The organism is Streptomyces sp. TRM68367 (assembly GCF_014495685.1).
Classification (GTDB): domain Bacteria; phylum Actinomycetota; class Actinomycetes; order Streptomycetales; family Streptomycetaceae; genus Streptomyces.
In genome coordinates, this window is record NZ_JACTVI010000025.1 from 40894 (window position 1) to 67138 (window position 26245).

Consider the following 26245-nt stretch of genomic DNA (forward strand, 5'->3'; position numbering starts at 1 on the left):
CTTGTGCGGAGGACGTGACAACATGCCGTCATGTCCTCCGCACTGACCGATCTCTTCCCACACCCGATCGTGCAGGCCCCGATGGCGGGCGGCGTCTCCGTGCCGCAGCTCGCCGCCGCCGTGTGCGAGGCGGGCGGGCTCGGCTTCCTCGCCGCCGGGTACAAAACCGCCGACGGGATGTACCAGGAGATCAAGCAGCTGCGGAGCCTCACCGGCCGCCCCTTCGGCGTGAACCTCTTCATGCCGCAGCCGGAGTATGCCGACCCCGCCGGCGTCGACGTCTACGCCCACCAGCTGGCCGGCGAGGCCGCCTGGTACGAGACCGAGCTCGGCGATCCCGACAGCGGACGCGACGACGGCTGGGACGCCAAGCTCGCCGTGCTGCTCGACAACCCGGTGCCGGTGGTGTCGTTCCACTTCGGCGTGCCGAGCCGCGAGGTCATCGACTCCCTCCGCCGTGTCGGCACCTTCACCCTCGTCACCGCGACCACCGCCGACGAGGCCCGCGCCGTCGAGCGGGCCGGCGCCGACGCGGTGATCGTGCAGGGCGTCGAGGCCGGCGGCCATCAGGGCACCCACCGGGACATCCCGGAGACCGACGGCTCCGGCATCGGCGTACTGTCGCTGGTCGCGCAGGTCAGGGAGGCCGTCGGTATCCCGATCGTGGCCGCCGGCGGTGTCATGCGCGGCAGCCAGATCGCCGCGCTGCTCGCCGCGGGCGCGAGCGCGGCCCAGCTCGGTACGGCGTTCCTCGCCACCCACGAGTCGGGCGCGAACGCCGTGCACAAGCAGAGCCTCACCAATCCCCTGTTCGTCCGTACCGAGTTGACCCGCGCGTTCTCCGGCCGTCCGGCCCGGGGCCTGGTCAACCGCTTCATGCGCGAGCACGGCCCGTACGCCCCCGCCGCCTACCCGGAGATCCACCACCTCACCTCGCCGCTGCGCAAGGCCGCCGCCAAGGCCGGGGACGCGCAGGGCATGGCGCTGTGGGCCGGGCAGGGCCACCGCATGGCCCGCGAACTGCCCGCCGGGCAGCTGGTGGAGCTGCTGGCGGGCGAACTCGCGGCGGCCCGGGCAGCGTTGCCTGCGGGGCCGACGGGGCCGACGGGTAGCAACCTGCGATGACGGCACCGGTGTTCGTGGTCGACGCGCTGGAGTTTCCCGGCGGGCAGTACGTCCTGGACGGCCCCGAGGGGCGGCACGCCGTGTCCGTGAAGCGGCTGCGGCCCGGCGAGGGCGTGGTGCTGACGGACGGCCGCGGACGCTGGGCGCAGGGTGTGGTGAAGGCGGCCGAGGGCAAGGACCGTCTCGTCGTCATGGACCTGGAGACTGTCCACGAGGAACCTACGGCCCAGCCCCGCATCACCGTTGTACAGGCCCTGCCCAAGGGCGACCGGGGTGAACTGGCCGTCGAGACCATGACCGAGGTCGGCGTCGACGCGATCGTGCCGTGGGCCGCCGCCCGCTGCATCACGCAGTGGAAGGGCGAGCGCGGCCTGAAGGCGCTCGGCAAATGGCGGGCGACGGCCCGCGAGGCCGGCAAGCAGTCCCGCCGGGTCCGCTTCCCGGAGGTCACGGACATCGCGACGACCAAGCGGGTTGCCTCACTTCTGGCCGAGGCCGACTTCGCCGCCGTACTCCACGAGACCGGTGACGCGCCGCTGGCCGCGGCCGAACTCCCGGAGCGCGGCGAGATCGTCCTGGTCGTCGGCCCTGAGGGCGGCATCGCCCCCGAGGAGCTGTCACTCTTCGAGGCGGCCGGCGCGCGACCATACCGCCTCGGCCCCACCGTTCTGCGCACCTCGACCGCCGGAACGGCCGCCGCGGCCCTGCTGCTGGGCCGCACCGGCCGCTGGTCCTGACCGACACGCTGGAGAAGACAGCCGTGGAACTCGCCCAAGTACGCCTCCTGGTCACCGACTTCGCCGCCTGCTACCGCTTCTACGCCGACGTCCTCGGCCTCAAGCCGCAGTGGGGCGCGGCGGACGGGCCGTACGAGAAGTTCAGCCCCGCCACCGGCTCCGCGGGCATCGCCCTGCAGGACCGGGCGATGATGGCCGAGGTCCTGGGCGAACTGGGCGAGACCGCCACCGGCCACCGCTCGCTGGTCGTGCTGCGCGTCGACGACCTGGACACCTACTGCGCCCAGATCACCGGCTGCGGAGCCACCCTTGTGCACGGCCCGGCGCCCATGACCGACCGGATGCGCGTCGCCCACCTCAAGGACCCGGAGGGCAACCTGGTGGAGCTCCAGGAGTGGCTGCTCCTGAGGGGCTGACAGCGCGCCGGCACCGGGCCGGCGGCGGGGAGCGCGGTGTGGCCGTATGCGCCCTACCGCGGTCCGCACGGCGGTGGCAGGCTGCCGTCCATGGGGGCACTGAGGAGGAGTCGGCGGGGGGTTCTGGCCGCGGGGATCGTGGCGGTCGCCGTGGGCGGGGCCGTGGCCTGCGAACCCGGCGGGCTCAGCTCGGCGACCGTGGCGTACACCACCGACGAGACCGTGACGAAGGAACTCGACCGGCAGAAGGCGGGCGTGCAGTGGCTCAGCTGCTCCGCCTCCTACGGGGATCGCGGCACGGCGCCGCCGTCCGCGAGCGAGGACACCGTCGCCACCGTCCCGCCGGTGATCCCGGGGAGCCCGGCGGGGAGCCCGGCGCCACCGTCACCGTGACCGTCACGACGACCATCTGGTGCCCGGAGGACCTCAGGTGCCGGCCCGCCGAGGGCAAGTGAACCGGGACCGGGCAGTGTGACGTGCGCGGGAACTGATCCAAACCGCTGTCCGGGGGAGCCGTTGCTGCATAGGGTGATCGGGTGACACAGTCCGCATCGCCTGCCTATCTCCGGTTTCCGCACCTGCACGGCGAGTTGGTCGCCTTCACCGCCGAGGACGACGTGTGGCTCGCCCCGCTGGACGGCGGACGGGCCTGGCGGCTCAGCGCCGACAACGTGCCGGTGACCCTGCCGCGCATCTCGCCCGACGGCACCACCGTCGCCTGGACCTCCACCCGCGACGGCGCTCCAGAGGTGCACATCGCCCCCGCCGACGGCGGCCCAGCCAAGCGCCTGACGTACTGGGGAAGTTCACGGACCCAGGTGCGCGGCTGGACCCCTGACGGACAGGTCCTCGCCGTCAGCACCCGCGGCCAGGCCAACCTGCGCCGCTCCTGGGCCCACGCGATCCCCCTCGACGGCGGACCGGCCACCACCCTGCCCTACGGCTGGGTCGGCGACGTCGCGTTCGGGCCGAGCACGGTGCTGCTGTCCGCGCCGATGGGCCGCGAGGCCGCCTGGTGGAAGCGGTACCGGGGCGGTGGGGTCGGCAAGTTGTGGATCGACCGTGCCCCCCTCGGGGAAGAGGGAGCCGGCGAGTTCGTACGGCTGCACGAGGAGCTGGACGGCAACATCGAGTTCCCGCTGTGGGTGGGGGAGCGGGTCGCCTTCCTCTCCGACCACGAGGGCGTCGGCGCGCTGTACTCCTCCCTGCCCGACGGCTCCGACCTGCGCCGGCACACACCCGTCGACGGCTTCTACGCCCGGCACGCGGCGACCGACGGCAGCCGCGTCGTGTACGCCAGCGCCGGCGAACTGTGGCTGCTGGACGACCTGGACGGCGCCGAACCCCGGCGGCTGGACGTGCGGCTCGGCGGGCCGCGCGTCGACCTCCAGCCGTACCCGCTGAACGCCGCCCGCTGCTTCGGCTCGGCCGCCCCGGACCACACCGCGCGCGGCAGCGCCGTCGCCGTACGCGGCGCGGTGCACTGGGTCACCCACCGCTCCGGCCCCGCCCGCGCGCTGGCCGCGCAGCCCGGCGTACGGACCCGGCTGCCGCGTACCTTCCGGGCCGAGGGCGAGGAGTGGGTGGTGTGGGTGACGGACGCCGAGGGCGACGACGCCCTGGAGTTCGCGCCCGCCACCGGACTCACGCCCGGCGCGACCCCGCGCCGGCTCGCCGCCGGGCAGCTCGGCCGCGTCCTGGAACTGGCCATGGCACCCGACGGCAGCCGGGCCGCCGTCGCCTCGCACGACGGGCGCCTGCTGCTGGTCGAGCGCGAGACCGGCGAGGTGCGCGAGATCGACCGCAGCGAGCACGGCGACGTGTCCGGGCTGGCCTTCTCGCCCGACTCGGCCTGGCTGGCCTGGTCCCACCCCGGCCCGCGTCCGCTGGCCCAGCTGAAGCTCGCCAACACCACCGACCTGTCGGTCACCGAGGCGACCCCGCTGCGGTTCCACGACTACGCACCCGCGTTCACCCTCGACGGAAAGCACCTCGCGTTCCTGTCCACCCGCTCCTTCGATCCGGTCTACGACGAGCACGTCTTCGACCTGGCCTTCGTCGAGGGCGCCCGCCCGCACCTGATCACGCTCGCCGCGACGACGCCGTCGCCGTTCGGGCCGCAGCGGCACGGCCGTCCCTTCGAGACGCCCGACAAGGACGAGACCCCCGACAGCGAGGGCACCCCCACCACCCGCATCGACCTCGAAGGCCTCGCCGACCGGATCGTGCCGTTCCCGGTCGAGGCCGCCCGCTACTCCAACCTGCGGGCCGCCAAGGACGGTGTGCTGTGGCTGCGGCACCCGGTGACCGGCGTGCTCGGCGCGTCCCGGGCCACGCCGGACGACCCCGACCCGGACACCGAGCTGGAGCGGTACGACCTCGCCCAGCAGCGCATCGAGCACCTCGCCGCCGACGCCGACCACTTCGAGGTCAGCGGCGACGGCAAGCGGATCCTGCTGTGGGCGGGCGACCGCCTGAAGGTCGTACCGAGCGACCGGCGCGCCTCGAACGACGACGACAGCGACACCAACATCACCGTCGACCTGTCCCGCGTACGGCAGTTCTGCGACCCGGCGGCCGAGTGGCGGCAGATGTACGACGAGACCGGCCGGATCATGCAGGACCACTTCTGGCGCGCGGACATGAACGGCGTCGACTGGGACGGCGTCCTCGACCGGTACCGGCCCGTCCTGGACCGGGTCGCCACCCACGACGACCTGGTCGACCTGCTGTGGGAGGTGCACGGGGAGCTGGGCACGTCGCACGCGTACGTCATTCCGCGTGGCGGGCACGGCGGCGGCGCCCGGCAGGGGCTGCTGGGCGCCGACATCTCCCGGCATGAGGACGGCAGTTGGCGGGTCGACCGGATCCTGCCCGCGGAGACCTCCGACCCGGACGCGCGCAGTCCACTGGCGGCGCCCGGGGTCGCGGTGCGGCCCGGCGACGCGATCGTGGCCGTCGCCGGGCAGGCCGTGGATCCCGTGACCGGGCCCGCGCCGCTGCTGGTCGGCACGGCCGGGAAGCCGGTGGAGCTGACCGTCTCGCCGGCCGGCGGGGGTGAGGTGCGGTACGCGGTCGTCGTGCCGCTGGCCGACGAGGAGCCGCTGCGGTACCACGCGTGGGTCGCGGACCGGCGGGCCTACGTCCACGGGAAGTCCGGCGGCCGGCTCGGGTATCTGCACGTGCCCGACATGCAGGCGCCGGGCTGGGCACAGATCCACCGCGACCTGCGGGTCGAGGTGGCGCGCGAGGGCCTGGTCGTCGACGTCCGCGAGAACCGCGGCGGTCACACCTCCCAGCTGGTCATCGAGAAGCTGGCGCGGCGGATCGTCGGCTGGGACCTGCCGCGTGACATGCAGCCGGAGAGCTACCCGCGGGATGCGCCTCGGGGGCCGGTCGTCGCCGTCGCCAACGAGTTCTCCGGCTCGGACGGTGACATCGTGAACGCCGCGATCAAGGCGCTGGGGCTCGGGCCGGTCGTCGGTACGCGTACGTGGGGTGGCGTCATCGGGATCGACAGCCGGTACCGGTTGGTCGACGGCACGTTGATCACGCAACCGAAGTACGCGTTCTGGCTCGAGGGGTACGAGTGGGGCGTGGAGAACCACGGCGTCGATCCGGACGTGGAAGTGCTCCAGCGCCCCCAGGACTTCGCGGCGGGCCGCGACGCCCAACTGGACGAGGCGATAAGGCTGGCGCTGGCGGCGCTGGAGGAATCCCCGGCCAAGACACCGCCGGTTTTGCCGTAACCGGCGTTGGTGCTGGCCGGGGGTTGGGTGCGCAGACCGGCGCTACGGGGTGCCGCCCGCGCCCACCCGTGCCGCCCCAGGCGGCACGCATGCCCGCGGCTCGCGAGCACGGTTGCGCGCCGTCGCCTGCGTAGCTGCGGGCAATGCGTGCCTCCTCCAGTGCCTTGATTCGTTCGAGCGTGGGGGGAGGCACCCCGTCAGCGAGGGCGAGCGGACCCACCCCCGGCCAGCCACGGCACCGGGCACGGCGCCTCGCGCGGGTCGATACGATGCCCGTGAGAGATCCGCGTCGGCGTGAGGAGGCACACGTATGGCAGGGGAAGCGCAGGACGACTGTCTGTTCTGCAAGATCGTGCAGGGGCATGTCCCGGCGACGATCGTGCGCGAGACGGACACGACCATCGCGTTCCGGGACATCAACCCCCAGGCGCCCACCCACGTCCTGGTCGTCCCCAAGGCGCACTACCCGAACGCCGCCACGCTGGCCGCCGCCGACCCGTCCGTCATCGCGGACGTCCTGTGCGAGACCAAGGTCGTCGCGGACGAGGACAAGCTGGAGAGCTACCGCGTGGTGTTCAACACGGGCGCCGGCGTCGGCCAGACCGTCTTCCACGTCCACGCCCACGTCCTCGGCGGCCGTGGCATGCAGTGGCCCCCGGGGTAAGCCGCGTTGTCCGTACGTGAACTGGTGGTCCTCGGCACCGCCAGCCAGGTCCCGACCCGGCACCGCAACCACAACGGGTACCTGCTGCGGTGGGACGGGGAGGGCCTCCTGTTCGACCCCGGCGAGGGCACGCAGCGGCAGATGCTGCGCGCCGGGGCCACCGCGCACGACCTGAACCGGATCTGCGTCACCCACTTCCACGGCGACCACTCCCTGGGCCTCGCCGGCGTGATCCAGCGCATCAACCTCGACCAGGTCCCGCACGACATCACCGCCCACTACCCCCGCTCCGGCCGCCGCTTCTTCAACCGGCTGCGCTACGCCACCGCCTACCGCGAGACGGTCCAGCTCATCGAGGCCCCGGTGGACACCGACGGCGTCCTCGTGGCGACGCCCGCGTACACGCTTCAGGCCCGCAAGCTCTCCCACCCCGTCGAGTCCTACGGCTACCGCCTCGTCGAACCCGACGGCCGCCGCATGCTGCCCGACCGGCTCGCCGCGCACGGCATCAAGGGCCCGGACGTGGGCCGGATCCAGCGCGAGGGCACGCTCGGCGGCGTCCGCCTGGAGGACGTCAGCGAGGTGCGGCGCGGGCAGCGGTTCGCGTTCGTCATGGACACCCGGCTGTGCGACGGGGTGCACGCGCTCGCCGACGGCTGCGACCTGCTCGTCATCGAGTCGACCTTCCTCGACGAGGACGTGCACCTGGCCGTCGAGCACGGCCACCTGACGGCGGGGCAGGCGGCCCGCGCCGCCCGCGACGCGGGCGTACGGCACCTCGTCCTGACCCACTTCAGCCAGCGCTACACCGAGCCGGAGGAGTTCGAGCGGCAGGCACGGCAGGCCGGGTTCGAGGGAGAGCTGACCGTGGCGCACGATCTGCTGCGGGTGCCGCTGCCGAAGCGGCGCTGAAGGGCTGGTTCCGGTTCACCGGGCCCGCCGCCGTACGATGCTGCGATGCCCCTCCCGAAAGCCGAACTGCACCTTCATGTCGAAGGCACCCTGGAACCCGAGCTGGCCTTCGAGCTGGCCGCCCGCAACGGCGTCGAGCTGCCGTACGCCGACACCGACGAGCTGCGCGAGGCGTACCGCTTCCAGGACCTTCAGTCCTTTCTCGACCTCTACTACGCGCTCATGGCCGTCCTGCGCACCGAGCAGGACTTCGCCGACCTCGCGAACGCCTACCTCGCCCGGGCCGCTGCGCAGGGCGTGCGGCACGCGGAGATATTCTGTTCGACGTCTTCCGCGAGCCGCACGAGGGCGGGACGTGGATCTGCCGGCGGCACGAGAGTCTGCGGCTGCCGTACGACGCGATCATCGAGCGGACGGCGGACGGGATTCCCTGTCTGGTGCCGGAGTTGGTGCTGCTGTTCAAAGCGAAGGCGCTACGGCCCAAGGACCAGGCCGACTTCGACGGGGTGCTGCCGCTGCTCGGCCGGGCGCGGCGGGAACTTCTTGCCGAGTGGCTGGAGCGCGTGCACCCCGGTCATCCGTGGCGGGCGAAGCTGGCGGGGTGAGCAGCGCGGGCCGCGTTCATCGCCAGTGCACGGCCCCACCCCCGGAGGGAACCGTCGCCTCCACCTTCGCCCGGATCTCCCGCATCACCGCGACGATCCGCTCCACGTGCTCCGGCGTCAGCCGGACCACCGGCACCGAGCAGCTGATGGCGTCCTGGGCGGGGGAGTCGTACCGCAGGGCGAAGCCGAAGCCGGCGATGCCGAGGACGCCCTCCTCGCGGTCGATCGAGTAGCCGCGCGCCCGGACCTCGGCGAGGTCGGCCAGGATGGTCTCCTGGGTGGTGTGGGAGTTGGGCGTGAGCCCCTCGTACGGGCCCCGGGGCAGTTCGCCGTCGGGCCGTTCGGCCAGCAGTGCCTTGCCCAGTGCCCCCGCGTGCGCCGGCAGCCGCCGGCCCACCCTGCTGATCGTCCGCAGGTACTCGTGCGACTCCCGCGTCGCCAGATACGCCACGTCCCGCCCGTCCAGCCGCCCCATGTGGATCGTCTCGCCCAGCGCCTCGGACGCCTCGTCGAGATACGGCCGCACCACCCGCACGCGAGGAGATGGCACGCTCTGTCCGCGCCGGACCCGACCTCGTAGGAGCCGCCCTGTGACCGCCGCCGACACCCGGGACCTGACCATCGCCGAGGTACGGCTCACGCCGATCCTGGTCGCCGACCCGCCGCTGCTGAACACGCAGGGCGTGCACCAGCCGTACACCCCCCGGCTGATCGTGGAGGTGGTGACGGCCGGCGGGATCACGGGTGTGGGGGAGACGTACGGCGACACCAAGTACCTGGAACTGGCCCGGCCCTTCGCCGCGCGGCTGACGGGACGCCAGGTAGGCGATCTCAACGGCCTGTTCACGGTTGCCGACCAGGTCGCCGTGGACGCCTCCCGGGTCGCCGGGCAGGTCGACGTGGGCGGGCTGCGCGGCGTGCAGACCGCCGACAAGCTGCGGCTGTCCGTCGTCTCGGCGTTCGAGGTCGCCTGTATCGACGCCCTCGGCAAGGCGCTCGGGCTGCCCGTGCACGCGCTGCTGGGCGGCAAGGTGCGCGACGCCGTGGAGTACAGCGCGTACCTGTTCTACAAGTGGGCCGACCACCCGGAGGGCGTGCCGGCCGAGAAGGACGACTGGGGCGCCGCCGTCGACCCGGCCGGGGTCGTGGAGCAGGCGCGGAAGTTCAAGGAGCGGTACGGCTTCACGTCCTTCAAGCTCAAGGGCGGCGTCTTCCCGCCCGACGAGGAGATCGCGGCGGTACGCGCCCTGGCCGAGGCGTTCCCCGGGCACCCGCTGCGCCTCGACCCCAACGGCGCCTGGTCGGTGGAGACCTCGCTGAAGGTGGCGAAGGAACTCGGGGACGTCCTGGAGTACCTGGAGGACCCGGCGCTCGGCACCGACGCCATGGCCGAGGTCGCCGCCGCCACCGACGTGCCGCTGGCCACCAACATGTGCGTGACGACGTTCGCCGAGATCAAGGAGGCGTTCACGCGCGACGCCGTCCAGGTCGTGCTGTCCGACCACCACTACTGGGGCGGGCTGCGCAACACGCAGCAACTCGCCGCGATCTGTCGCACTTTCGGGGTAGGGGTGTCCATGCACTCCAACACCCATCTGGGCATCTCGCTCGCCGCCATGACCCACGTGGCGGCGACCGTCCCCGGCCTCCACCACGCCTGCGACTCCCACTACCCCTGGCAGTCGGAGGACGTCCTCACCCACCGCCTCACCTTCGACGCCGGCAAGGTCACCGTGTCCGACGCCCCGGGCCTCGGCGTCGAACTCGACCACGACAAGCTGGCGCTCCTCCACCAGCGCCGGCGCGACAACGACGGCTCCCTGCACGACCGCGACGACGCCGCGGCCATGCGCATCGCCGACCCGGACTGGGTCACGCCGGCGGTGCCGCGCTGGTAGGCGCGAGGCGGTCGGCGGATACACGGTGTCCGGGCCGTTGTCAGTGGCGTGGTGCACACTGGCCTGGTCCGCACCATGTCAGGGGAGCGCACCGTGAGCCCGTCCACCGCCTCCGCCCCGTCCGTCGGAAAGGGACCGTCGTCCGGAGCCGGACCGTCACCCCTCGCGAATGGACCGTCACCCCTCGCGAACGGGCCGTCACCCGTCGGGAGGGGACCGTCGTCTCCCGGAATGGGACCGTCATCTGTCGGGAGGGGGCCGTCGTCCCCCGCGGTGGGACCCTCGTCTCCGGGAATGGGACGGTCGTCCCCCATAATGGGACCGCCTCCCGTCGTCACCCGAGCGGGACCGTCACCCGCCGCAAAGGCACCGGCCTCCTTCGCCGGCGGCCCCTTCGCCGTGGGCCGGCCCGCGCCGGACCGGCCCCAGGTCGACCCGCTGGCCGCCCTGCGGACCCCCTCCGACCCGCCGGTGGACGTGTATCTCACGGGCACCGTCTTCCTCGACATCATCTTCACCGGGCTCGACTCCGCCCCCGTGCGCGGGACCGAGTCCTGGGCGCGCGGGATGGGGTCGAGCCCCGGCGGCGTCGCCAACATGGCCACGGCCCTGGCCCGCCTCGGCCTGCGTACGTCGCTCGCGGCGGCCTTCGGCGACGACCACTACGGCGACTACTGCTGGGACGCCCTGGAACAGGGCGAGGGCATCGACCTCACCCCGTCCCGCACGGTCCCCGGCTGGCACTCGCCGGTCACGGTCTCGATGGCGTACGAGGGGGAGCGCACGATGGTCTCCCACGGCCACGAACCGCCCCCGGACGAGCCAGCCCCCGAGTGCCCGCCCCGCGCGCGTGCCGCCGTGGCCTCGCTGGTGCCGGGCAAACAGGCGCCCTGGATCGCCCAGGCCGCGGCGAGGGGCACCCGTGTCTTCGCCGACGTCGGCTGGGACGAGAGCGGCGCCTGGGACCTGGCGGGCCTCGCCGACCTCGCCCACTGCGAGGCGTTCCTGCCGAACGCCGAGGAGGCGATGCGCTACACCGGCGCCTCCTGCCCCCGGGCCGCCGCGCACGCCCTCACCGCGCACGTGCCGCTCGCGGTGGTCACCCTCGGCGCGGAGGGCGCCTGCGCGGTCGACCGGCGCACGGGCGAGACCGCCGAGGTCCCCGCCATCGCCGTGGAGGCCCTCGACCCCACCGGCGCCGGGGACGTCTTCGTGGCCGGCTTCGTCACCGGCACCCTGGCCGGCTGGCCCCTCGCCGACCGCCTCGCCTTCGCGGGCCTGACCGCCGCCCTGTCCGTCCAGGAGTTCGGCGGCTCCCTGTCGGCCCCGAGCTGGTCCGAGATCGCCACGTGGTGGCGCACGATCCAGTCGGTGCGCTCCCAGGACCCGACCGCCCTGACCCGCTACGCCTTCCTCACCGACCTGGTCCCCGACGAGCTGGGCAGGAGCTGGCCCCTGCGCCGGGCGGTCCCCACCATCGGCTTCCGCGCCCCGGGATGACCCGCCCGGCCGCACACCGCCTCGCCGACGACGGGTGACGCGCCGGTCACCGCGGGCGACGGGCCGTGTACGCGGCGGTGAAAAGGCCTCGGCGTTGTCGGTGGGGCGTCGTACGCTGGACCCATCAGCAGATGCCTGTCACGCGGCGCGCAGCCGCAGAGGAGGACATGCAGGCCTTAAGCGCCGGCCCATGACACAGACACCCACAGCTCACACCCCCGCGCAGGGGCAGGCTCGAGCACAGTTCACCGTCCCCGCCCAGCACCCCATGGTGACCGTGCTGGGTTCCGGCGACTCCCTCCTGCGCGTGATCGAGAAGGCCTTCCCGGCGGCCGACATCCACGTCCGGGGCAACGAGATCAGCGCGGTCGGCGACCCGGCGGAAGTTGCCTTGGTCCAGCGCCTGTTCGACGAGATGATGCTGGTGCTCCGCACCGGGCAGCCGATGACGGAGGACGCAGTGGAACGCTCGATCGCCATGCTGAGGGCGAGCGAGGACGGGGAGGGCCCGGAGGAGACCCCGGCCCAGGTGCTCACGCAGAACATCCTGTCCTCGCGAGGCCGCACGATCCGCCCCAAGACCCTCAACCAGAAGCGGTACGTCGACGCGATCGACAAGCACACGATCGTCTTCGGCATCGGCCCCGCCGGCACCGGCAAGACGTACCTCGCCATGGCGAAGGCAGTGCAGGCCCTGCAGTCCAAGCAGGTCAATCGCATCATCCTGACCCGGCCCGCGGTCGAGGCGGGCGAGCGGCTGGGATTCCTGCCGGGCACGCTGTACGAGAAGATCGACCCGTATCTGCGGCCCCTCTACGACGCGCTGCACGACATGCTCGACCCGGACTCGATCCCGCGGCTCATGGCGGCCGGGACGATAGAGGTCGCGCCGCTCGCCTACATGCGTGGCCGGACGCTCAATGACGCCTTCATCATCCTGGACGAGGCACAGAACACCAGCCCCGAGCAGATGAAGATGTTCCTCACCCGGCTCGGCTTCGACTCGAAGATCGTGATCACGGGTGACGTGACGCAGGTCGACCTCCCGGACGGCACCAAGTCCGGCCTGCGCCAGGTGCAGGACATCCTGGAGGGCGTGGAGGACGTCCACTTCTCCCGGCTGTCCTCGCACGACGTCGTCCGGCACAAGCTGGTGGGCCGTATCGTCGACGCGTACGAGAAGTACGACAGCCGCAACGGCACGCAGAACGGCACCCCCAAGGGCGGCCGCGGCAAGGCCGGACACGGGCACAAGGGGAAGTAGACCAGCACGACCATGTCGATCGACGTCAACAACGAGTCCGGAACCGAGGTCGACGAGCAGGCGATCCTCGACATCGCCCGCTACGCGCTCGCGCGGATGCGCATCCACCCGCTCTCCGAGCTCTCGGTGATCGTCGTGGACGTCGGCGCCATGGAGCAGCTCCACATCCAGTGGATGGACCTGGCGGGGCCCACGGACGTCATGTCCTTCCCGATGGACGAGCTCCGTCCGCCGTCGAAGGACGAGGACGAGCCGCCGCAGGGCCTCCTGGGCGACATCGTGCTGTGCCCCGAGGTCGCCGCCAGGCAGGGCGCCGAGGCGCCGACACAGCACTCCATGGACGAGGAGCTCCAGCTGCTCACCGTCCATGGCGTGCTGCACCTGCTGGGCTACGACCACGAGGTACCGGACGAGAAGGCCGAGATGTTCGGCCTGCAGGCCGCCATCGTGGACGGCTGGCGCGCGGAGAAGGGCCTGACCGGCCCGTCCCCTGCGCCGACCGTGTCATGAGCCTCCCGCTCGTCTCCGGCGCGATCACCCTGGTGGTCGTCGCCTGGCTCGCCGCCTGCGCGGAGGCGGGCCTCGCGCGCGTCTCCAGCTTCCGCGCCGAGGAGGCCGTACGCTCCGGGCGGCGCGGCAGCGCGAAACTCGCCCAGGTCGCCGCCGACCCGACCCGCTATCTCAACGTGGCGCTGCTGGTCCGCGTCGCCTGCGAGATGGCCGCCGCCGCGCTGGTCACCTACGCCTGCCTGCGTGAGTTCCCCCGCACCAGCGCGGCCCTGCTGATCGCCATCGCGGTCATGGTCCTGGTGTCGTACGTCGCCGTCGGGGTCTCCCCGCGCACCATCGGCCGCCAGCACCCGCTCAACACGGCCACGGCGGCGGCGTACGTGCTGCTGCCGCTGGCGAGGATCATGGGCCCGATCCCGTCGCTGCTGATCCTCATCGGCAACGCCCTCACCCCCGGCAAGGGCTTCCGGCGCGGCCCGTTCGCCTCCGAGGCGGAGCTGCGTGCGCTGGTCGACCTCGCCGAGAAGGAGTCCCTGATCGAGGACGAGGAGCGCCGCATGGTGCACTCGGTCTTCGAACTGGGCGACACGCTCGTGCGGGAGGTCATGGTCCCGCGCACCGACCTGATCGTGATCGAGCGCTACAAGACGATCCGTCAGGCGCTCACCCTCGCCCTGCGCTCGGGCTTCTCGCGCATCCCGGTCACCGGCGAGAGCGAGGACGACATCGTCGGGATCGTGTACCTGAAGGACCTGGCCCGCAAGACGCACATCAGCCGGGACGCGGAGAGTGAACTGGTCTCCACGGCCATGCGGCCCGCCGCGTTCGTCCCCGACACCAAGAACGCCGGCGACCTGCTGCGCGAGATGCAGCAGGAGCGCAACCACGTCGCGGTCGTCATCGACGAGTACGGCGGCACGGCCGGCATCGTCACCATCGAGGACATCCTGGAGGAGATCGTCGGCGAGATCACCGACGAGTACGACCGGGAACTCCCGCCGGTGGAGGCCCTCGACGGCGACCGCCACCGGGTCACCGCCCGCCTCGACATCGGCGACCTCGGCGAGCTGTACGGGCTGGAGGCGTACGACGACGAGGACGTGGAGACCGTCGGTGGACTGCTCGCCAAGGCGCTGGGCCGGGTGCCGATCGCCGGGGCGTCGTCCGTGGTGGAGCTGCCCGACGGGCGCGAGCTGCGGCTGACCGCGGAGGCCGCCGCCGGACGCCGGAACAAGATCGTGACGGTGCTGGTGGAGCCGGTGGGCCCGGCGGAGCCCAAGGAGGAGGAGAAGCCGGAGTGACGCCGCAGGAGTTGCGCACGTTCTGCCTGTCCTTCAACGCGGCCGTGGAGGACTTCCCCTTCAACCCGGAGACCTCGGTCTTCAAGGTCCTGGGCAAGATGTTCGCCCTGACGCACCTCGACGCGCGCCCTCTGACGGTCAACCTCAAGTGCGACCCGGACGACGCGCTGCGGCTCCGCCGGGAGCACGAGGGGCTGATCGTCCCCGGCTGGCACATGAACAAACGGCACTGGAACACGGTGACCGTGGACGGCGGCCTCCCCGACCGCCTGGTCCGGGAACTCGTCGAGGACTCGTACGACCTGGTCGTCGCCGGTCTGCCGCGAGCGGAGCGGCTGCGCCTCGACCGGCCCTGACGCTTACGTATGCTCAGGCCATGACCGACACCAACGCGCTCGACCCCGAGGACCGCAAGATCGTCACCCTGGCCCGTTCCGCGCGGGCCCGCAACGGCGTGCCCGAGGGTGCGGCCGTACGTGACGAGACCGGCCGGACGTACGTCGCCGGGACCGTTGCCCTGGACTCCCTGAAGCTCAGCGCTCTGCAGACGGCGGTCGCGATGGCGGTGGCGTCCGGGGCGAAGTCGCTGGAGGCGGCGGCTGTGGTGACGGAGGAGGAGGCCGCGTCCACGGAGGACCGGGCAGCCGTACGGGACCTGGGCGGGCCCGGGACGCCGGTGCTCGTGGCGGGGCCGGACGGGACGGTTCGAGTGACGGTGACCGCAGGCTGATATCGGCCGTACCGGCGGTAACATAGGCCGGTTTTCAACCTTGTCGCATTCCGTCGCCCGCGTCTCAATGGAACCGGCAGTTCCGACGGACCGTCAGGTCCGGCTTGTCCGCACTCACCTGCCGAGCAGTTCCCCCCACATGGAAAGGGAGCGGATCCCCATGAGACACAAGAGAATCGGAACCGGAGCGGCCCTGGTGGCCGCAGGCCTCGCGGCCACCGGGCTGGCCTTCGCGCCCAGCGCCGCTGCCGTCGCACCCGGTACGGCGACCATCGACGCCGACTGCGGCAGCTTCGGCGGCGGCGAGGCATCGCTGACGGCCACGCAGAGCGGCACCTCCGCCACCATCACCCTCAAGTCCTCCGCGGTCACCGCGCCGGTCGCACTCGGTGCCGACTCGATATCCTCGACGCTCAAGCTCGCGAAGGCGGGCGGCGGCAGTGTCGAGTTCACCGGCAAGGTGAACCCGGCGATGTCCGCCGGTGACCCCGTCCAGGTCGGCCCCCTCCCCGGCACCGTGGCCTCCGGCGACAGCCTGGAGGCGTTCGGCGGCTCGCTGGAGATGTCCGTCCTCGGCATCACCATCACGTGCACGGCGACCGGGCCGCAGTCGCCGGGCCCGTTCGTGTTCGACTGACGTCCGTCCGGGCGGGCCGGGTGCCCGGTGCTTACAGGGCGTCCGGCCCGCGCTCACCCGTGCGCACCCGTACGACCGTGTCGACGGGCAGCGCCCAGACCTTGCCGTCGCCGATCTTGCCGGTCTGCGCGGCCTTCACGACCGCGTCGATCACGGCGTCGGCGTCCGCGTCCTCGGCGACGACCTCGATGCGGACCTTGGGCACGAGGTCGACCTGGTACTCGGCGCCGCGGTACACCTCGGTGTGGCCGCGCTGACGGCCGTACCCGCTGGCCTCGGTCACGGTCAGGCCGTGCACGCCGAGTTCCTGCAGGGCGGTCTTCACCTCGTCGAGGCGGTACGGCTTGACGATCGCGGTGATGAGCTTCATGCCTGCGTCTTGACCTTCTGGACGGTGGGGACGGGGGAGGAACTGGCATCACCATGGGCAGGTTGTGCGGACGCACGGCGTCCTTCTTGAAACCGAGCCGCGGGCCGAGGACCAGGCGCAACGCGAGGCCGGAGAGGCGCCGGAGGTGATCTCGACGGGGAGTCCGCCCGGATGCGTTTCCGTGACGTTTCGTTGCGGGCGGGTTTCCGGAACCTCACGGTGCGGGGCGGGGAGCGGACTTGGTACGGCCGGGCTCTGGCGATCAGGGAGAATGGGCGGCATGAGCGTTCGTACCCAGTCATCCGAGGAACCGGCCGAGGGCGGGGGCACCTCCCACACCTTTAAGGCAGTGGGGGAGCACCGGGCCGGTTTCGCCTGCTTTGTCGGGCGGCCCAACGCGGGCAAGTCCACCCTCACGAACGCTCTGGTCGGGCAGAAGGTGGCGATCACCTCGAACCGGCCGCAGACGACGCGGCACACCGTGCGCGGGATCGTGCACAGGGAGGACGCGCAGCTGATCCTGGTGGACACACCGGGGCTGCACAAGCCGCGCACGCTGCTGGGGGAGCGGCTGAACGACGTGGTGCGGACGACGTGGGCCGAGGTCGACGCGATCGGCTTCTGCCTGCCGGCGAACGAGAAGCTGGGTCCCGGCGACCGGTTCATCGCCAAGGAGCTGGCCGGGATCCGGAAGACCCCGAAGGTCGCGATCGTCACGAAGACCGACCTGGTGGACGCGAAGACCCTGGCCGAGCAGCTGATCGCGGTCGATCAGCTGGGCGAGGAGCTGGGGATCACCTGGGCGGAGATCGTGCCGGTCTCGGCGGTGGCCGACAAGCAGGTCGATCTGCTGGCCGACCTCCTCATTCCGCTGCTCCCCGAGGGGCCTGCCCTCTATCCCGAGGGTGACCTGACCGACGAGCCCGAGCAAGTGATGGTCGCCGAGCTGATCCGCGAGGCGGCGCTGGAGGGTGTGCGGGACGAGCTGCCGCACTCGATCGCCGTGGTCGTGGAGGAGATGCTGCCCCGCGAGGATCGGCCCGCCGACAGGCCGCTGCTGGACATCCACGCGAATCTGTTCATCGAGCGGACCAGCCAGAAGGGGATCGTCATCGGGCCGAAGGGGCGGCGGTTGAAGGAGGTCGGCATCAAGTCGCGGAAGCAGATCGAGGCGTTGCTGGGGACGCCGGTGTTCTTGGATCTGCACGTGAAGGTGGCCAAGGACTGGCAGCGGGATCCGAAGCAGCTCCGTCGGCTGGGGTTCTGATTTTTGCCCACCCGCCCACCCGACTCGGTCGGCCAAGGAGTGACCGCCCCGGGGGCTTCGCCCCCTGCACCCAGGAGTTTGTTCACCCACACAGCCGAATCAGTCGGCCAAGAAGTGACCCAGCCCGGGTGGTCAGGGTGCCGTAGGTGTCATGTCCTGGGTGCCTATCACCCGTAGGAGCTGCAGGCGGTCGTGGGACTCCGTGGCGTGGCGGGCCGTGTGGATGATCAGGAGTTGGTGGTGCTCGTGGCTGAGGAGCACCTCGCAGTCCAGTTCCAGGAGGCCGACCACGGGGTGCTGGAAGCGTTTCGTGGCCCGGTGGCGCAGGGACACGGCGTGTTCCTCCCACAGGCGGGCGAACTCCTCGCTGGACGCGCGGAGTTCGGCGACCAGCGCGGCCGGTTCCGGGTCGTCGGGGCGGGCCGCGGCCACCGCGCGCAGGCTCGCCACGTGGGAGCGGGCGTGTTCCGGCAGGTCCTCGGGCGGGAGCAGGGCGCGGGCGGCCGGGTCCAGGAAGAACCGGCGGATCAGGTTGCGCTCGCGCGGCGGGCGGGACAGCGCGTCGCCGACCAGGGCCCTGGACATCGCGTTCTGCGCCAGGACCTCCCCGCAGTCGGTCATCACCTGGCCCGGTGTGTCGTCCAGGCGGTCCAGGATCAGCAGCAGACCGGGGCGGACGTGCGTCGACGCCGCCTCCCGACGCGGGGGTTCCTCGCCGGTCAGGTGGAACAGGTGGTCGCGTTCGTCGTCGGTGAGGTGCAGGCCGCGGGCCAGGGCCGTCAGCATCTGCCGGGACGGGCGCGGGCCGCGGGACTGCTCCAGGCGCGTGTAGTAGTCGACCGACATGCCGGCCAGCTGTGCCACCTCCTCCCGGCGCAGGCCCGGCGTGCGGCGGCGGGCACCGGCCGCCAGGCCCACGGCGGACGGCTCCAGACGGGCGCGGCTGCGGCGCAGGAAGTCGGCGAGTTCGGCTCGGTTCACCCCTCAAGACTGCGGCAGCCCGCCCGGCTTATCCAGGGACTGCCGATCCCCCGATCGGGAGGTCTCTCCCGCCGTCGCCGCCGGCGCCGGAGGGTCGGAGCACCGAACGAGAGGAGCACAGTCATGCTGACCCTGGTCACCGGTGCCACCGGACGCGTGGGGCAAGGTTTCGCTCCCCGGCTGCTCGCCCAGGCCCGGCCCGACGAGCATGTACGGGTCCTGGTGCGCGACGAGGCACGCGGCGCCGCCTTCGCCGAGCGCGGCGCCGAGGTCGTCGTCGGCGACCTGCGCGACACCGACGTCCTCGGCAAGGCGCTCGCGGGAGCGGACGCCGTGGTCAATATCGCCGCCGCCTTCCGCTACGTACCGGACGAGGAGGCGTGGGCGGTCAACCGGGACGCCGCCCTGGAGCTGGGGCGGGCGGCCGTGGCCTCCGGGGTGCGGCGGTTCGTGCAGGTCAGTACCGGGCTGGTGTACGGCAAGGGGCGCGGCCGGCCGCTCACCGAGGACGACCCGACCGTGCCCGGCGGCACCATGTGGGGCGCCTACCCGGAGTCCAAGGCGGCCGCCGAGCAGGGGCTGCTCGCGCTCGACGGTCTCGGCGTGCGGATCGGCCGTCTCGGCTTCGTCTACGGCGAGGGCGACCCGCACCTGGCGGAGTCCCTGCGCTGGGCCGGCCAGTGGGCGGCGACCCAGCGCCTGCACATGGTCCACGTGGCCGACGTCGCCCAGGGGCTGATGCGGCTGCTGTACGCCCCGGGCATCGACGGCCGGAGCTACAACATCCTCGACGACGCCCCGGTCACCGCCGTGGACCTGCACCAGCTCAACGGCGCCGCGATCCCCTCCGAGCTGCACACCAACGCCGACCCCGACCCCTGGCTCGCCATCTGCTCCACCGACCGCATCCGCCGCGAGCTGGGCTACCGGCCGCTGTATCCGACGGTGTGGGCCGCCCGGGACGCCGGAGCGCTGTAGGGGGCCTTATAGGTCTCTTCCAGCCCCCTCAGGCCTCCTCCAGGCCACATCTCTAGGCCCCCGCCCCCTTCTGGGCCCGCAGCACGTCCCGCAGCCAGCGGTACGACGCCTTGGGGGTGCGCTTCAGCGTCGCGGGGTCCTCGAAGTTCACGTGGACCAGCCCGAACCGGCGCGCGTACCCCTCCGCCCACTCGAAGTTGTCCAGCAGCGACCACACGAAGTACCCGCGCACGTCCACGTCCGCCTCCAGCGCCCGGTGCAGGGCGCGGATGTGGCCGTCGAGGTAGGCGATGCGGTCCTGGTCGTCGAGGCCGTCGTAACTGCACCCGTTCTCGGTGATGACGACGGGTGGGAGGCGGTCGGCGTAGCGCTCGTGGAAGGTGGTGAGCAGGTCCGTCAGGGCCTCGGGGACCACCGGCCAGCCGAAGTCGGTCACCGGGCGGTCCTCGATCTCCCGCACGGAGAAGGGGAGTTCGGCGGGCATCGACACCCCGCCGAACTCGATCTCCGTGCCTTGCGGGGCGCCCACCCTGGTCGGGGCGTAGTAGTTGATGCCGTACCAGTCCAGCGGCTCCGCGATGATCTTCAGGTCCGCCTCGGCATCCCCGGGCATCAGCTCGCCGATGCCCTCCGGGTACCGGCCCAGCAGCAGGGGGTCGGCGAACAGGCGGTTGAGCAGGACGTCGTAGAAGTCCGCCGCCTCCAGGTCCGCCTGCTCCCGCGACGCCGGCCACGTCGGGCCGTGCGAGTTCGTGAGGCCGATGCCGGTGGCGCCGGACGCGCGCAGCGCCCGTACGGCCAGGCCGTGGGCCAGGAGCTGGTGGTGGGCGACCGGCAGTGCGTCGAAGAGCAGCCGCCTGCCGGGGGCGTGGACGCCCAGGGCGTGGCCCAGGAGGGTGTGTTCGGCGGGCTCGTTGAGGGTGATCCACTGGGGCACGCGGTCACCCAGACGGCCGGCGACGACCGACACGTACTCGGCGAACCGCTCGGCCGTGTCCCGGTCCAGCCAGTCCAGCGCGGCCGGCAGGTCCCAGTGGAACAGCGTCGGCACCGGGCGCACGCCCGCCGCGCACAGCTCGTCCACGAGGCGGTCGTAGAAGTCGAGGTCCCCGGACCGCACCCTCGGCCAGGAGATGGAGAAGCGGTACGCGTCCACGCCCAGCTCGCGCAGCAGCGCCACGTCCTCGCGGTAGCGGTGGTAGTGGTCGCAGGCCACCGCCGCCGTCGAGCCGTCCTTCACCCGCCCCGGCTCCGCCGTGAACGCGTCCCACACGGACGGCTCGCGTGCGTCGGCCGCTCCCTCGATCTGGTGCGCCGAGGTCGACACCCCCCACAGGAAGCCGGCCGGGAACCGGGGGATCGGGTTGCCTGCCTCAGTCGTCATGAACGGATCATCCGTACCGGCGGTAACAGAAGTCAACGGGCGGGCGTGAACCGCCCGTTACGCTCCCTCCTTCAGCACCCACGAGATCAGCTTGCGCTGTTCGTCCGTCAGCCGGGGGTCCGAGCAGTACACCGTCCTGCCCTCCACGGTGATCTGGTAGCTGAAGCCGTCCGGAACCCCGATCGGGGGCGTGCCCCGGCCGGCGGCGAACGCCTGCTCGGCCAGGGCGTGCCACTCCTGGGCGTCGGCGCGGCCCGAGGTGTCCACCTCGGCGTGCCGCTCGATGCCCGCGAAACCGCCCGTGCGCCTCACCTGAATACGCATGGAACTCTGTCTAGTACGGAACTACAGGGTTCGCACCCCGACCTGCTCCCAGGCCTTCGACACCGCGTCCAGCTCCTCGCCGTCCCCGTACCGCTCGCGTGCGGCCTTGACACTGAGCGTGGCGAAGTCGCTGAAGAGTGCCGTCTCCTTCAGCTCGCCGCCGGTCAGCACGTCGTACCAGACCTGTCCCGCCCGCTCCCAGGCGTGGCCGCCCAGGGCGGTCGCGGCGAGGTAGAAGGCGTGGTTGGGGATGCCGGAGTTGATGTGGACGCCGCCGTTGTCGCGGCCGGTGCGGACATAGTCGTCCATCGTCGCGGGCTGCGGGTCCTTGCCGAGGACGTCGTCGTCGTACGCCGTGCCCGGCTCCTTCATCGAGCGCAGCGCCTTGCCCGTCACGCGCGGCGCGAGCAGCCCGGCGCCGATCAGCCAGTCCGCCTCGGCGGCGGTCTGGCCGAGCGTGTACTGCTTGATGAGCCCGCCGAACACGTCCGACATGGACTCGTTGAGGGCGCCCGGCTGGCCGAAGTATGTCAGGTTCGCGGTGTACTGCGTGACACCGTGGGCGAGTTCGTGGCCGATGACGTCGATCGGGATGGTGAAGTCGAGGAAGATCTCGCCGTCCCCGTCGCCGAAGACCATCTGCTCGCCGTTCCAGAAGGCGTTGTTGTACTCCCTGTCGTAGTGGACCGTCGCTTTCAGCGGCAGTCCGCTGCCGTCGATCGAGTCGCGCCCGTACGCCTTCAGGAACAGCTCGAAGGTGGCGCCGAGGCCCGCGTAGGCGCGGTTGACCGTGGCGTCCTTGCCGGGCTCGTCGCCCTCGCCGCGGACCTTCCTGCCGGGCAGGTCGGTGCCGTGCCGGGCGTCGTAGATCGTGCGGTGCGGCTTCTCCGCCTCGGCCCCGGCGGGCGCGGCGACGGCCGGGGCGCCGACGACCGTGGTCAGGTGGCGTTGGGTGCGCTCGAAGGCGTCGCGCTGGAGGGTCTGGCGCGCGGGGCGGGAGAGCGCGGGGTCCTCGGACTGGGCCAGCTTGTCGAGGACGTGAGGCGGCACGATGGTGCAGAAGACGGGCTCGAAGCCCCCGTTCGTCGTCGTCATACCGGAACCATTGCACTGCGTCACGAGGCTGTCACTACCCGCAACCATGATTGGTGAAATGTGGGGACAAGGTGCCCGCCCTCTCGCCCGGAAGTGGTATGCGGCACTTTTCGCCCGCTTTGTCCGCCGGGTCCCGCATACTGATACACGCCCCCGCACGGATTACGGCTCGGTTATGCTGCGGAGCATCATGCATTTCGGGCTGCTCCTCCTTAGCTGCCGCGGCGAGGGCCTGTAGTCGAGGCCGACCCCCTCCCCGCGGAGTTTGGTGCTGCGCCGTCGGCCGTCCTTCCGGACACGCTGATTCCCCCTAGGAGCCCCCGCACCATGGCGAACCGCCAGCAGCCCAGTTCCATGCCGATCCACAAGTACGGCCGCTACGAGCAGGTCGACATCCCCGACCGCGTCTGGCCTAACCAGCGGCTCACCAAGGCGCCCCGGTGGCTGTCCACCGACCTGCGCGACGGCAACCAGGCCCTGATCGACCCGATGTCGCCCGCCCGCAAGCGCGCGATGTTCGACCTGCTGGTCAAGATGGGTTACAAGGAGATCGAGGTCGGCTTCCCCGCCTCCGGCCAGACCGACTTCGACTTCGTGCGCTCCATCATCGAGGAGCCGGGCGCCATCCCCGACGACGTCACCCTCTCCGTGCTGACCCAGGCCCGTGAGGACCTGATCGAGCGGACCGTGGAGTCCCTGAAGGGCGCCAAGCGCGCCACCGTGCACCTGTACAACGCCACGGCCCCCGTCTTCCGCCGGGTCGTCTTCCGGGGCTCCAAGGACGACATCAAGCAGATCGCCGTCGACGGCACCCGCCTGGTCATGGAGTACGCGGAGAAGCTGCTGGGCCCGGACACGCAGTTCGGCTACCAGTACAGCCCGGAGATCTTCACCGACACCGAGCTGGACTTCGCGCTGGAGGTCTGCGAGGCGGTCATGGACGTCTGGCAGCCCGGTCCGGACCGCGAGATCATCCTCAACCTGCCCGCCACGGTGGAGCGTTCGACGCCGTCGACCCACGCCGACCGCTTCGAGTGGATGGGCCGCAACCTCTCCCGCCGCGAGTACGTCTGCCTGTCGATCCACCCGCACAACGACCGCGGTACGGCCGTCGCGGCGGCCGAGCTGGCGCTGATGGCGGGCGCCGACCGCGTCGAGGGGTGCCTGTTCGGGCAGGGCGAGCGCACCGGCAACGTCGACCTGGTCACCCTGGGCATGAACCTGTTCTCCCAGGGCGTCGACCCGCAGATCGACTTCTCCGACATCGACGAGATCCGTCGTGCGTGGGAGTACTGCAACCAGATGGAGGTCCACCCGCGCCACCCGTACGTGGGCGACCTGGTCTACACGTCCTTCTCCGGCTCCCACCAGGACGCCATCAAGAAGGGCTTCGACGCGATGGAGGCCGACGCGGCGGCCAAGGGCGTCACCGTCGACGACATCGAGTGGGCCGTGCCGTACCTGCCGATCGACCCCAAGGACGTGGGGCGTTCGTACGAGGCGGTCATCCGGGTCAACTCCCAGTCCGGCAAGGGCGGTATCGCGTACGTCCTGAAGAACGACCACAAGCTGGAGCTGCCGCGCCGGATGCAGATCGAGTTCTCCAAGATCATCCAGGCGAAGACGGACGCCGAGGGCGGCGAGGTCACGCCGAAGGACATCTGGGCGACCTTCGAGGACGAGTACCTGCCCAACCCGGAGAACCCCTGGGGTCGCATCCAGGTGAAGAACAACCAGTCGACCACCGACACCGACGGCGTGGACACGCTCACGGTGGAGGCCACGGTCGACGGCCAGGACACCGTGCTGTCCGGCTCCGGCAACGGTCCGATCTCGGCCTTCTTCGACGCGCTGCAGTCCGTCGGCATCGACGTACGGCTGCTGGACTACCAGGAGCACACGATGAGCGAGGGTGCGTCCGCGCAGGCCGCGTCCTATATCGAATGCGCGATCGACGGCAAGGTGCTGTGGGGTATCGGGATCGATGCGAACACGACTCGGGCCTCGCTGAAGGCGGTCGTGTCGGCGGTCAATCGGGCGGCTCGCTGACGCCCCTCAGGTTGCCCCGCTCGCCGTTTCCCGGTGAGCGGGGCCCGTCGCATATCGGCCATTCCCTGTGGAGGTCACGGAGAGGTCTCGTCCGGGGTGATGACTCTGCCTTGCGGATGTGGCTAACATCACGCAAGCGCGGCGATGGTGCCGTGGGGTTACGGAGGTGCGACGTGCTGCCAGGACGGGGACGAGACGGCCGTGCCGCCAGGCCTGCCCGCATCCTGGGCACCCGTACCGCGTGGACGACCGTCGGGGACGGGGAGTTCTTCTGTCCCGGCTGCGGGGGCGACCGCAACTACCAGCGGCTGACCGGCCGGCGCCGGTTCACCTGTCTGGGTGTGCCGGTGCTGCCGCGTGGTGAGACCGGCCCGGTCGTGGAGTGCGCGGCCTGTCGCCGCCACTTCGGCATGGACGTCCTCGACCATCCGACCACCGTCCGCTTCTCGGCGATGCTGCGCGACGCCGTGCACACCGTCGCCCTGGCGGTGCTCGCCGCGGGCGGCTCGTGTTCGCGTACGGCGCTGGACGCGGCTGTCGGCGCGGTGCGCGCGGCCGGCTTCGACGACTGCACGCAGGAGCAGCTGGCCGCCCTCGTCGAGGCACTGGCCGCGGACACCGGGCGGGTCACCGGGGAGCCCTGCGGCGCCGGGCTGGCCATAGAGCTGCACGAGGCGCTGGACCCGCTCGCCCCGCACCTCGCCCTCGCCGGCCGCGAGTCGATCCTCCTCCAGGGCGCCCGCATCGCCCTGGCCGACGGCCCCTACACGCCCGCCGAGCGCGACACCCTCGCCACGGTCGGCGCGGCCCTCACCATCTGCGCGGACGACGTGACGCGGCTGCTGGCGGAGGCACGGACGCCGTCGTAGGACACCTCCCGCGCGTTACTCCCCAGGGAGTAATCCGGCCCCCACTGCCGCCCCGGCAGTACGCCGCAACTCGCCCTCGCGCCCGACGAGGCGGACCCTTCGCGCCGGGAGTCTGGAGACCGACCCAGACATCCCGACGGAAGGGGGCCCGTCATGGAGGCCGCAAGGACAAGCGCACGGCGACGACGAGCCGTGCCCTGGCTGGTGCTCGGGCTGTGGGCCGCTCTTCGGTTTCGGCGGCACGGCCCCCGGCCTCGGCCTGCTGTCCTTCGTGTTCCTGGTCGCCCTCGGCGTCGACTACGGCATCTTCCTCATGCACCGCATGCGGGAGGAGTCCCGCTGCGGCGCCGAACCGGCCGCGGCGGCGCTCACCGCGCTGCGCACGACGGGCGGCGTGATCGCCTCCGCCGGGCTGGTGCTGGCGGCCACTTTCGCGGTGCTCACCAGCATGCCGATGGTCCAGCTCGTCGAACTCGGCTTCGCCATCGCGGTCGGCGTGCTGCTCGACACCTTCCTCGTGCGCACCTACCTGGTCACCAGCGCCAGTGTCGCGCTGCGGCGCAAGGTGTGGTGGCCGGGACGGTTGTCCCGCGAACCCGACGGCGGGCCGAAGCCGCCCGTTCCGCCGAGGGAACCGGAACCTGTGGCCGCCTCCGCCCCCTGACCCGACCGGCGCCCCTCCTCTCCCGGAGGGGCGCCTTCCAGCGGAGGATGAGCCCGTGCAGGCACCCACGACAGCCCCGCCCGCGCTACGGGCCCCGCCTCGGCGAGCGGATCATGGCGGCGATCAACCGCGACCCGCGCACCGCCCCGCACGGCACCCGCAACGACGCCCTGCTGGCGCTCGCGCTCGCCGTGATCGCCGTATGCCTGGCGCTGC

General features: G+C 71.8%; 24 protein-coding genes and 4 pseudogenes. 22 read left to right on the forward strand and 6 right to left on the reverse strand.

The genetic code is table 11. From position 1 onward, the window contains the following. Positions 1 to 30: 30 nt before the first annotated feature. From H8R17_RS18455 to H8R17_RS18495, 9 genes and pseudogenes are all read left to right on the forward strand, one after another. Complete coding sequence (locus tag H8R17_RS18455) at positions 31 to 1125, forward strand: nitronate monooxygenase (RefSeq protein WP_187824307.1); 1095 nt, start codon at positions 31 to 33, stop codon at positions 1123 to 1125. Next, positions 1122 to 1862 carry a 16S rRNA (uracil(1498)-N(3))-methyltransferase gene (locus H8R17_RS18460; protein ID WP_187824308.1) on the forward strand — a complete coding sequence of 247 codons (741 nt, stop codon included), beginning with the start codon at positions 1122 to 1124 and terminating at the stop codon, positions 1860 to 1862. Before H8R17_RS18455 ends, H8R17_RS18460 begins: the two co-directional genes overlap by 4 nt. Before the next feature lie 23 nt (positions 1863 to 1885). After that, a complete protein-coding gene (locus H8R17_RS18465) occupies positions 1886 to 2278 on the forward strand; it encodes a VOC family protein (RefSeq protein WP_187824309.1) in 393 nt (130 codons plus the stop codon). Positions 2279 to 2368: 90 nt separating this feature from the next. Next, positions 2369 to 2671, forward strand: a complete 303-nt coding sequence (locus H8R17_RS18470; protein ID WP_262505336.1) for a hypothetical protein — start codon at positions 2369 to 2371, stop codon at positions 2669 to 2671. 143 nt (positions 2672 to 2814) lie between these two features. After that, positions 2815 to 6027, forward strand: coding sequence for a S41 family peptidase (locus H8R17_RS18475; RefSeq protein ID WP_187824310.1), 3213 nt, complete (start codon positions 2815 to 2817; stop codon positions 6025 to 6027). A gap of 310 nt (positions 6028 to 6337) precedes the next feature. Continuing rightward, complete coding sequence (locus H8R17_RS18480; RefSeq protein WP_187824311.1) at positions 6338 to 6691, forward strand: histidine triad nucleotide-binding protein; 354 nt, start codon at positions 6338 to 6340, stop codon at positions 6689 to 6691. Between the two features lie 6 nt (positions 6692 to 6697). Next, positions 6698 to 7603: a ribonuclease Z gene (locus H8R17_RS18485; RefSeq protein WP_187824312.1), complete on the forward strand. Its 906-nt coding sequence runs from the start codon at positions 6698 to 6700 to the stop codon at positions 7601 to 7603. A gap of 45 nt (positions 7604 to 7648) precedes the next feature. After that, positions 7649 to 8014, forward strand: a pseudogene (locus H8R17_RS18490) (adenosine deaminase); the annotation flags it as partial. After that, positions 7906 to 8208 (forward strand): annotated as a pseudogene (locus tag H8R17_RS18495) (hypothetical protein); the annotation flags it as partial. The pseudogenes H8R17_RS18490 and H8R17_RS18495, both read left to right, overlap by 109 nt. A 16-nt stretch (positions 8209 to 8224) precedes the next feature. Here the strand turns inward: H8R17_RS18495 and H8R17_RS18500 are convergent. Continuing rightward, positions 8225 to 8749, reverse strand: a pseudogene (locus tag H8R17_RS18500) (IclR family transcriptional regulator); the annotation flags it as partial. Between the two features lie 49 nt (positions 8750 to 8798). Between H8R17_RS18500 and H8R17_RS18505 the strand changes: the two are divergent. From H8R17_RS18505 to H8R17_RS18540, 8 genes are all read left to right on the forward strand, one after another. After that, a complete protein-coding gene (locus tag H8R17_RS18505; protein WP_316959442.1) occupies positions 8799 to 10106 on the forward strand; it encodes a glucarate dehydratase family protein in 1308 nt (435 codons plus the stop codon). Between the two features lie 315 nt (positions 10107 to 10421). Continuing rightward, positions 10422 to 11606, forward strand: coding sequence for a carbohydrate kinase family protein (locus H8R17_RS18510; RefSeq protein ID WP_223125198.1), 1185 nt, complete (start codon positions 10422 to 10424; stop codon positions 11604 to 11606). A 190-nt stretch (positions 11607 to 11796) separates the two neighbouring features. Further along, entirely contained in the window at positions 11797 to 12870 is a 1074-nt protein-coding gene (locus H8R17_RS18515) for a PhoH family protein (RefSeq protein ID WP_187824314.1), read from the forward strand. A 12-nt stretch (positions 12871 to 12882) separates the two neighbouring features. Further along, the gene (ybeY, locus tag H8R17_RS18520; RefSeq protein WP_187824315.1) at positions 12883 to 13380 is read left to right on the forward strand and encodes an rRNA maturation RNase YbeY; all 498 of its coding nucleotides are present in this window, start codon (positions 12883 to 12885) and stop codon (positions 13378 to 13380) included. Beyond that, entirely contained in the window at positions 13377 to 14681 is a 1305-nt protein-coding gene (locus H8R17_RS18525; RefSeq protein ID WP_187824316.1) for a hemolysin family protein, read from the forward strand. The genes ybeY and H8R17_RS18525 overlap by 4 nt, the downstream gene beginning before the upstream one ends. Then, entirely contained in the window at positions 14678 to 15037 is a 360-nt protein-coding gene (locus H8R17_RS18530) for an MmcQ/YjbR family DNA-binding protein (RefSeq protein ID WP_187824317.1), read from the forward strand. Before H8R17_RS18525 ends, H8R17_RS18530 begins: the two co-directional genes overlap by 4 nt. Positions 15038 to 15057: 20 nt before the next feature. Continuing rightward, positions 15058 to 15411 carry a cytidine deaminase gene (locus H8R17_RS18535; protein ID WP_187824318.1) on the forward strand — a complete coding sequence of 118 codons (354 nt, stop codon included), beginning with the start codon at positions 15058 to 15060 and terminating at the stop codon, positions 15409 to 15411. 160 nt (positions 15412 to 15571) lie between these two features. Continuing rightward, positions 15572 to 16048 carry a hypothetical protein gene (locus tag H8R17_RS18540; RefSeq protein ID WP_187824319.1) on the forward strand — a complete coding sequence of 159 codons (477 nt, stop codon included), beginning with the start codon at positions 15572 to 15574 and terminating at the stop codon, positions 16046 to 16048. 31 nt (positions 16049 to 16079) lie between these two features. Here H8R17_RS18540 and H8R17_RS18545 read toward each other — a convergent pair whose 3' ends face one another. Further along, positions 16080 to 16418 (reverse strand): P-II family nitrogen regulator, encoded by a 339-nt coding sequence (locus H8R17_RS18545; RefSeq protein ID WP_187824320.1) that lies wholly within the window; start codon positions 16416 to 16418, stop codon positions 16080 to 16082. Between the two features lie 280 nt (positions 16419 to 16698). Between H8R17_RS18545 and era the strand changes: the two genes are divergently transcribed. Further along, positions 16699 to 17685, forward strand: coding sequence for a GTPase Era (era, locus tag H8R17_RS18550; protein WP_187824321.1), 987 nt, complete (start codon positions 16699 to 16701; stop codon positions 17683 to 17685). A gap of 132 nt (positions 17686 to 17817) precedes the next feature. Here the strand turns inward: era and H8R17_RS18555 are convergent, their stop codons facing one another. Further along, the gene (locus tag H8R17_RS18555) at positions 17818 to 18666 is read right to left on the reverse strand and encodes a helix-turn-helix domain-containing protein (RefSeq protein WP_187824322.1); all 849 of its coding nucleotides are present in this window, start codon (positions 18664 to 18666) and stop codon (positions 17818 to 17820) included. Between the two features lie 123 nt (positions 18667 to 18789). Between H8R17_RS18555 and H8R17_RS18560 the strand changes: the two genes are divergently transcribed. Beyond that, complete coding sequence (locus H8R17_RS18560) at positions 18790 to 19644, forward strand: NAD(P)-dependent oxidoreductase (RefSeq protein ID WP_187824323.1); 855 nt, start codon at positions 18790 to 18792, stop codon at positions 19642 to 19644. A 52-nt stretch (positions 19645 to 19696) separates the two neighbouring features. On the opposite strand, the gene H8R17_RS18565 is transcribed toward H8R17_RS18560, so the two are convergent. Genes H8R17_RS18565 through H8R17_RS18575 form a run of 3 tightly spaced genes read right to left on the reverse strand, consistent with a single transcriptional unit; the run spans position 19697 to position 22447 of the window. After that, the gene (locus H8R17_RS18565) at positions 19697 to 21028 is read right to left on the reverse strand and encodes a GH1 family beta-glucosidase (RefSeq protein WP_187824324.1); all 1332 of its coding nucleotides are present in this window, start codon (positions 21026 to 21028) and stop codon (positions 19697 to 19699) included. Positions 21029 to 21085: 57 nt separating this feature from the next. After that, positions 21086 to 21352, reverse strand: a complete 267-nt coding sequence (locus H8R17_RS18570; protein WP_187824325.1) for a protealysin inhibitor emfourin — start codon at positions 21350 to 21352, stop codon at positions 21086 to 21088. Between the two features lie 21 nt (positions 21353 to 21373). After that, on the reverse strand, positions 21374 to 22447 hold the full coding sequence (locus H8R17_RS18575) for a M4 family metallopeptidase (protein ID WP_187824326.1): 1074 nt from the start codon (positions 22445 to 22447) through the stop codon (positions 21374 to 21376). Between the two features lie 327 nt (positions 22448 to 22774). Between H8R17_RS18575 and leuA the strand changes: the two genes are divergently transcribed. The 3 genes and pseudogenes from leuA to H8R17_RS18590 all read left to right on the forward strand — a co-directional run. Continuing rightward, entirely contained in the window at positions 22775 to 24496 is a 1722-nt protein-coding gene (gene leuA, locus H8R17_RS18580) for a 2-isopropylmalate synthase (RefSeq protein ID WP_187824327.1), read from the forward strand. Positions 24497 to 24669: 173 nt separating this feature from the next. Continuing rightward, entirely contained in the window at positions 24670 to 25365 is a 696-nt protein-coding gene (locus tag H8R17_RS18585; protein WP_187824328.1) for a TerB family tellurite resistance protein, read from the forward strand. A 217-nt stretch (positions 25366 to 25582) separates the two neighbouring features. Next, positions 25583 to 26029: pseudogene (locus tag H8R17_RS18590) on the forward strand (MMPL family transporter); the annotation flags it as partial. Positions 26030 to 26245: the final 216 nt, after the last annotated feature.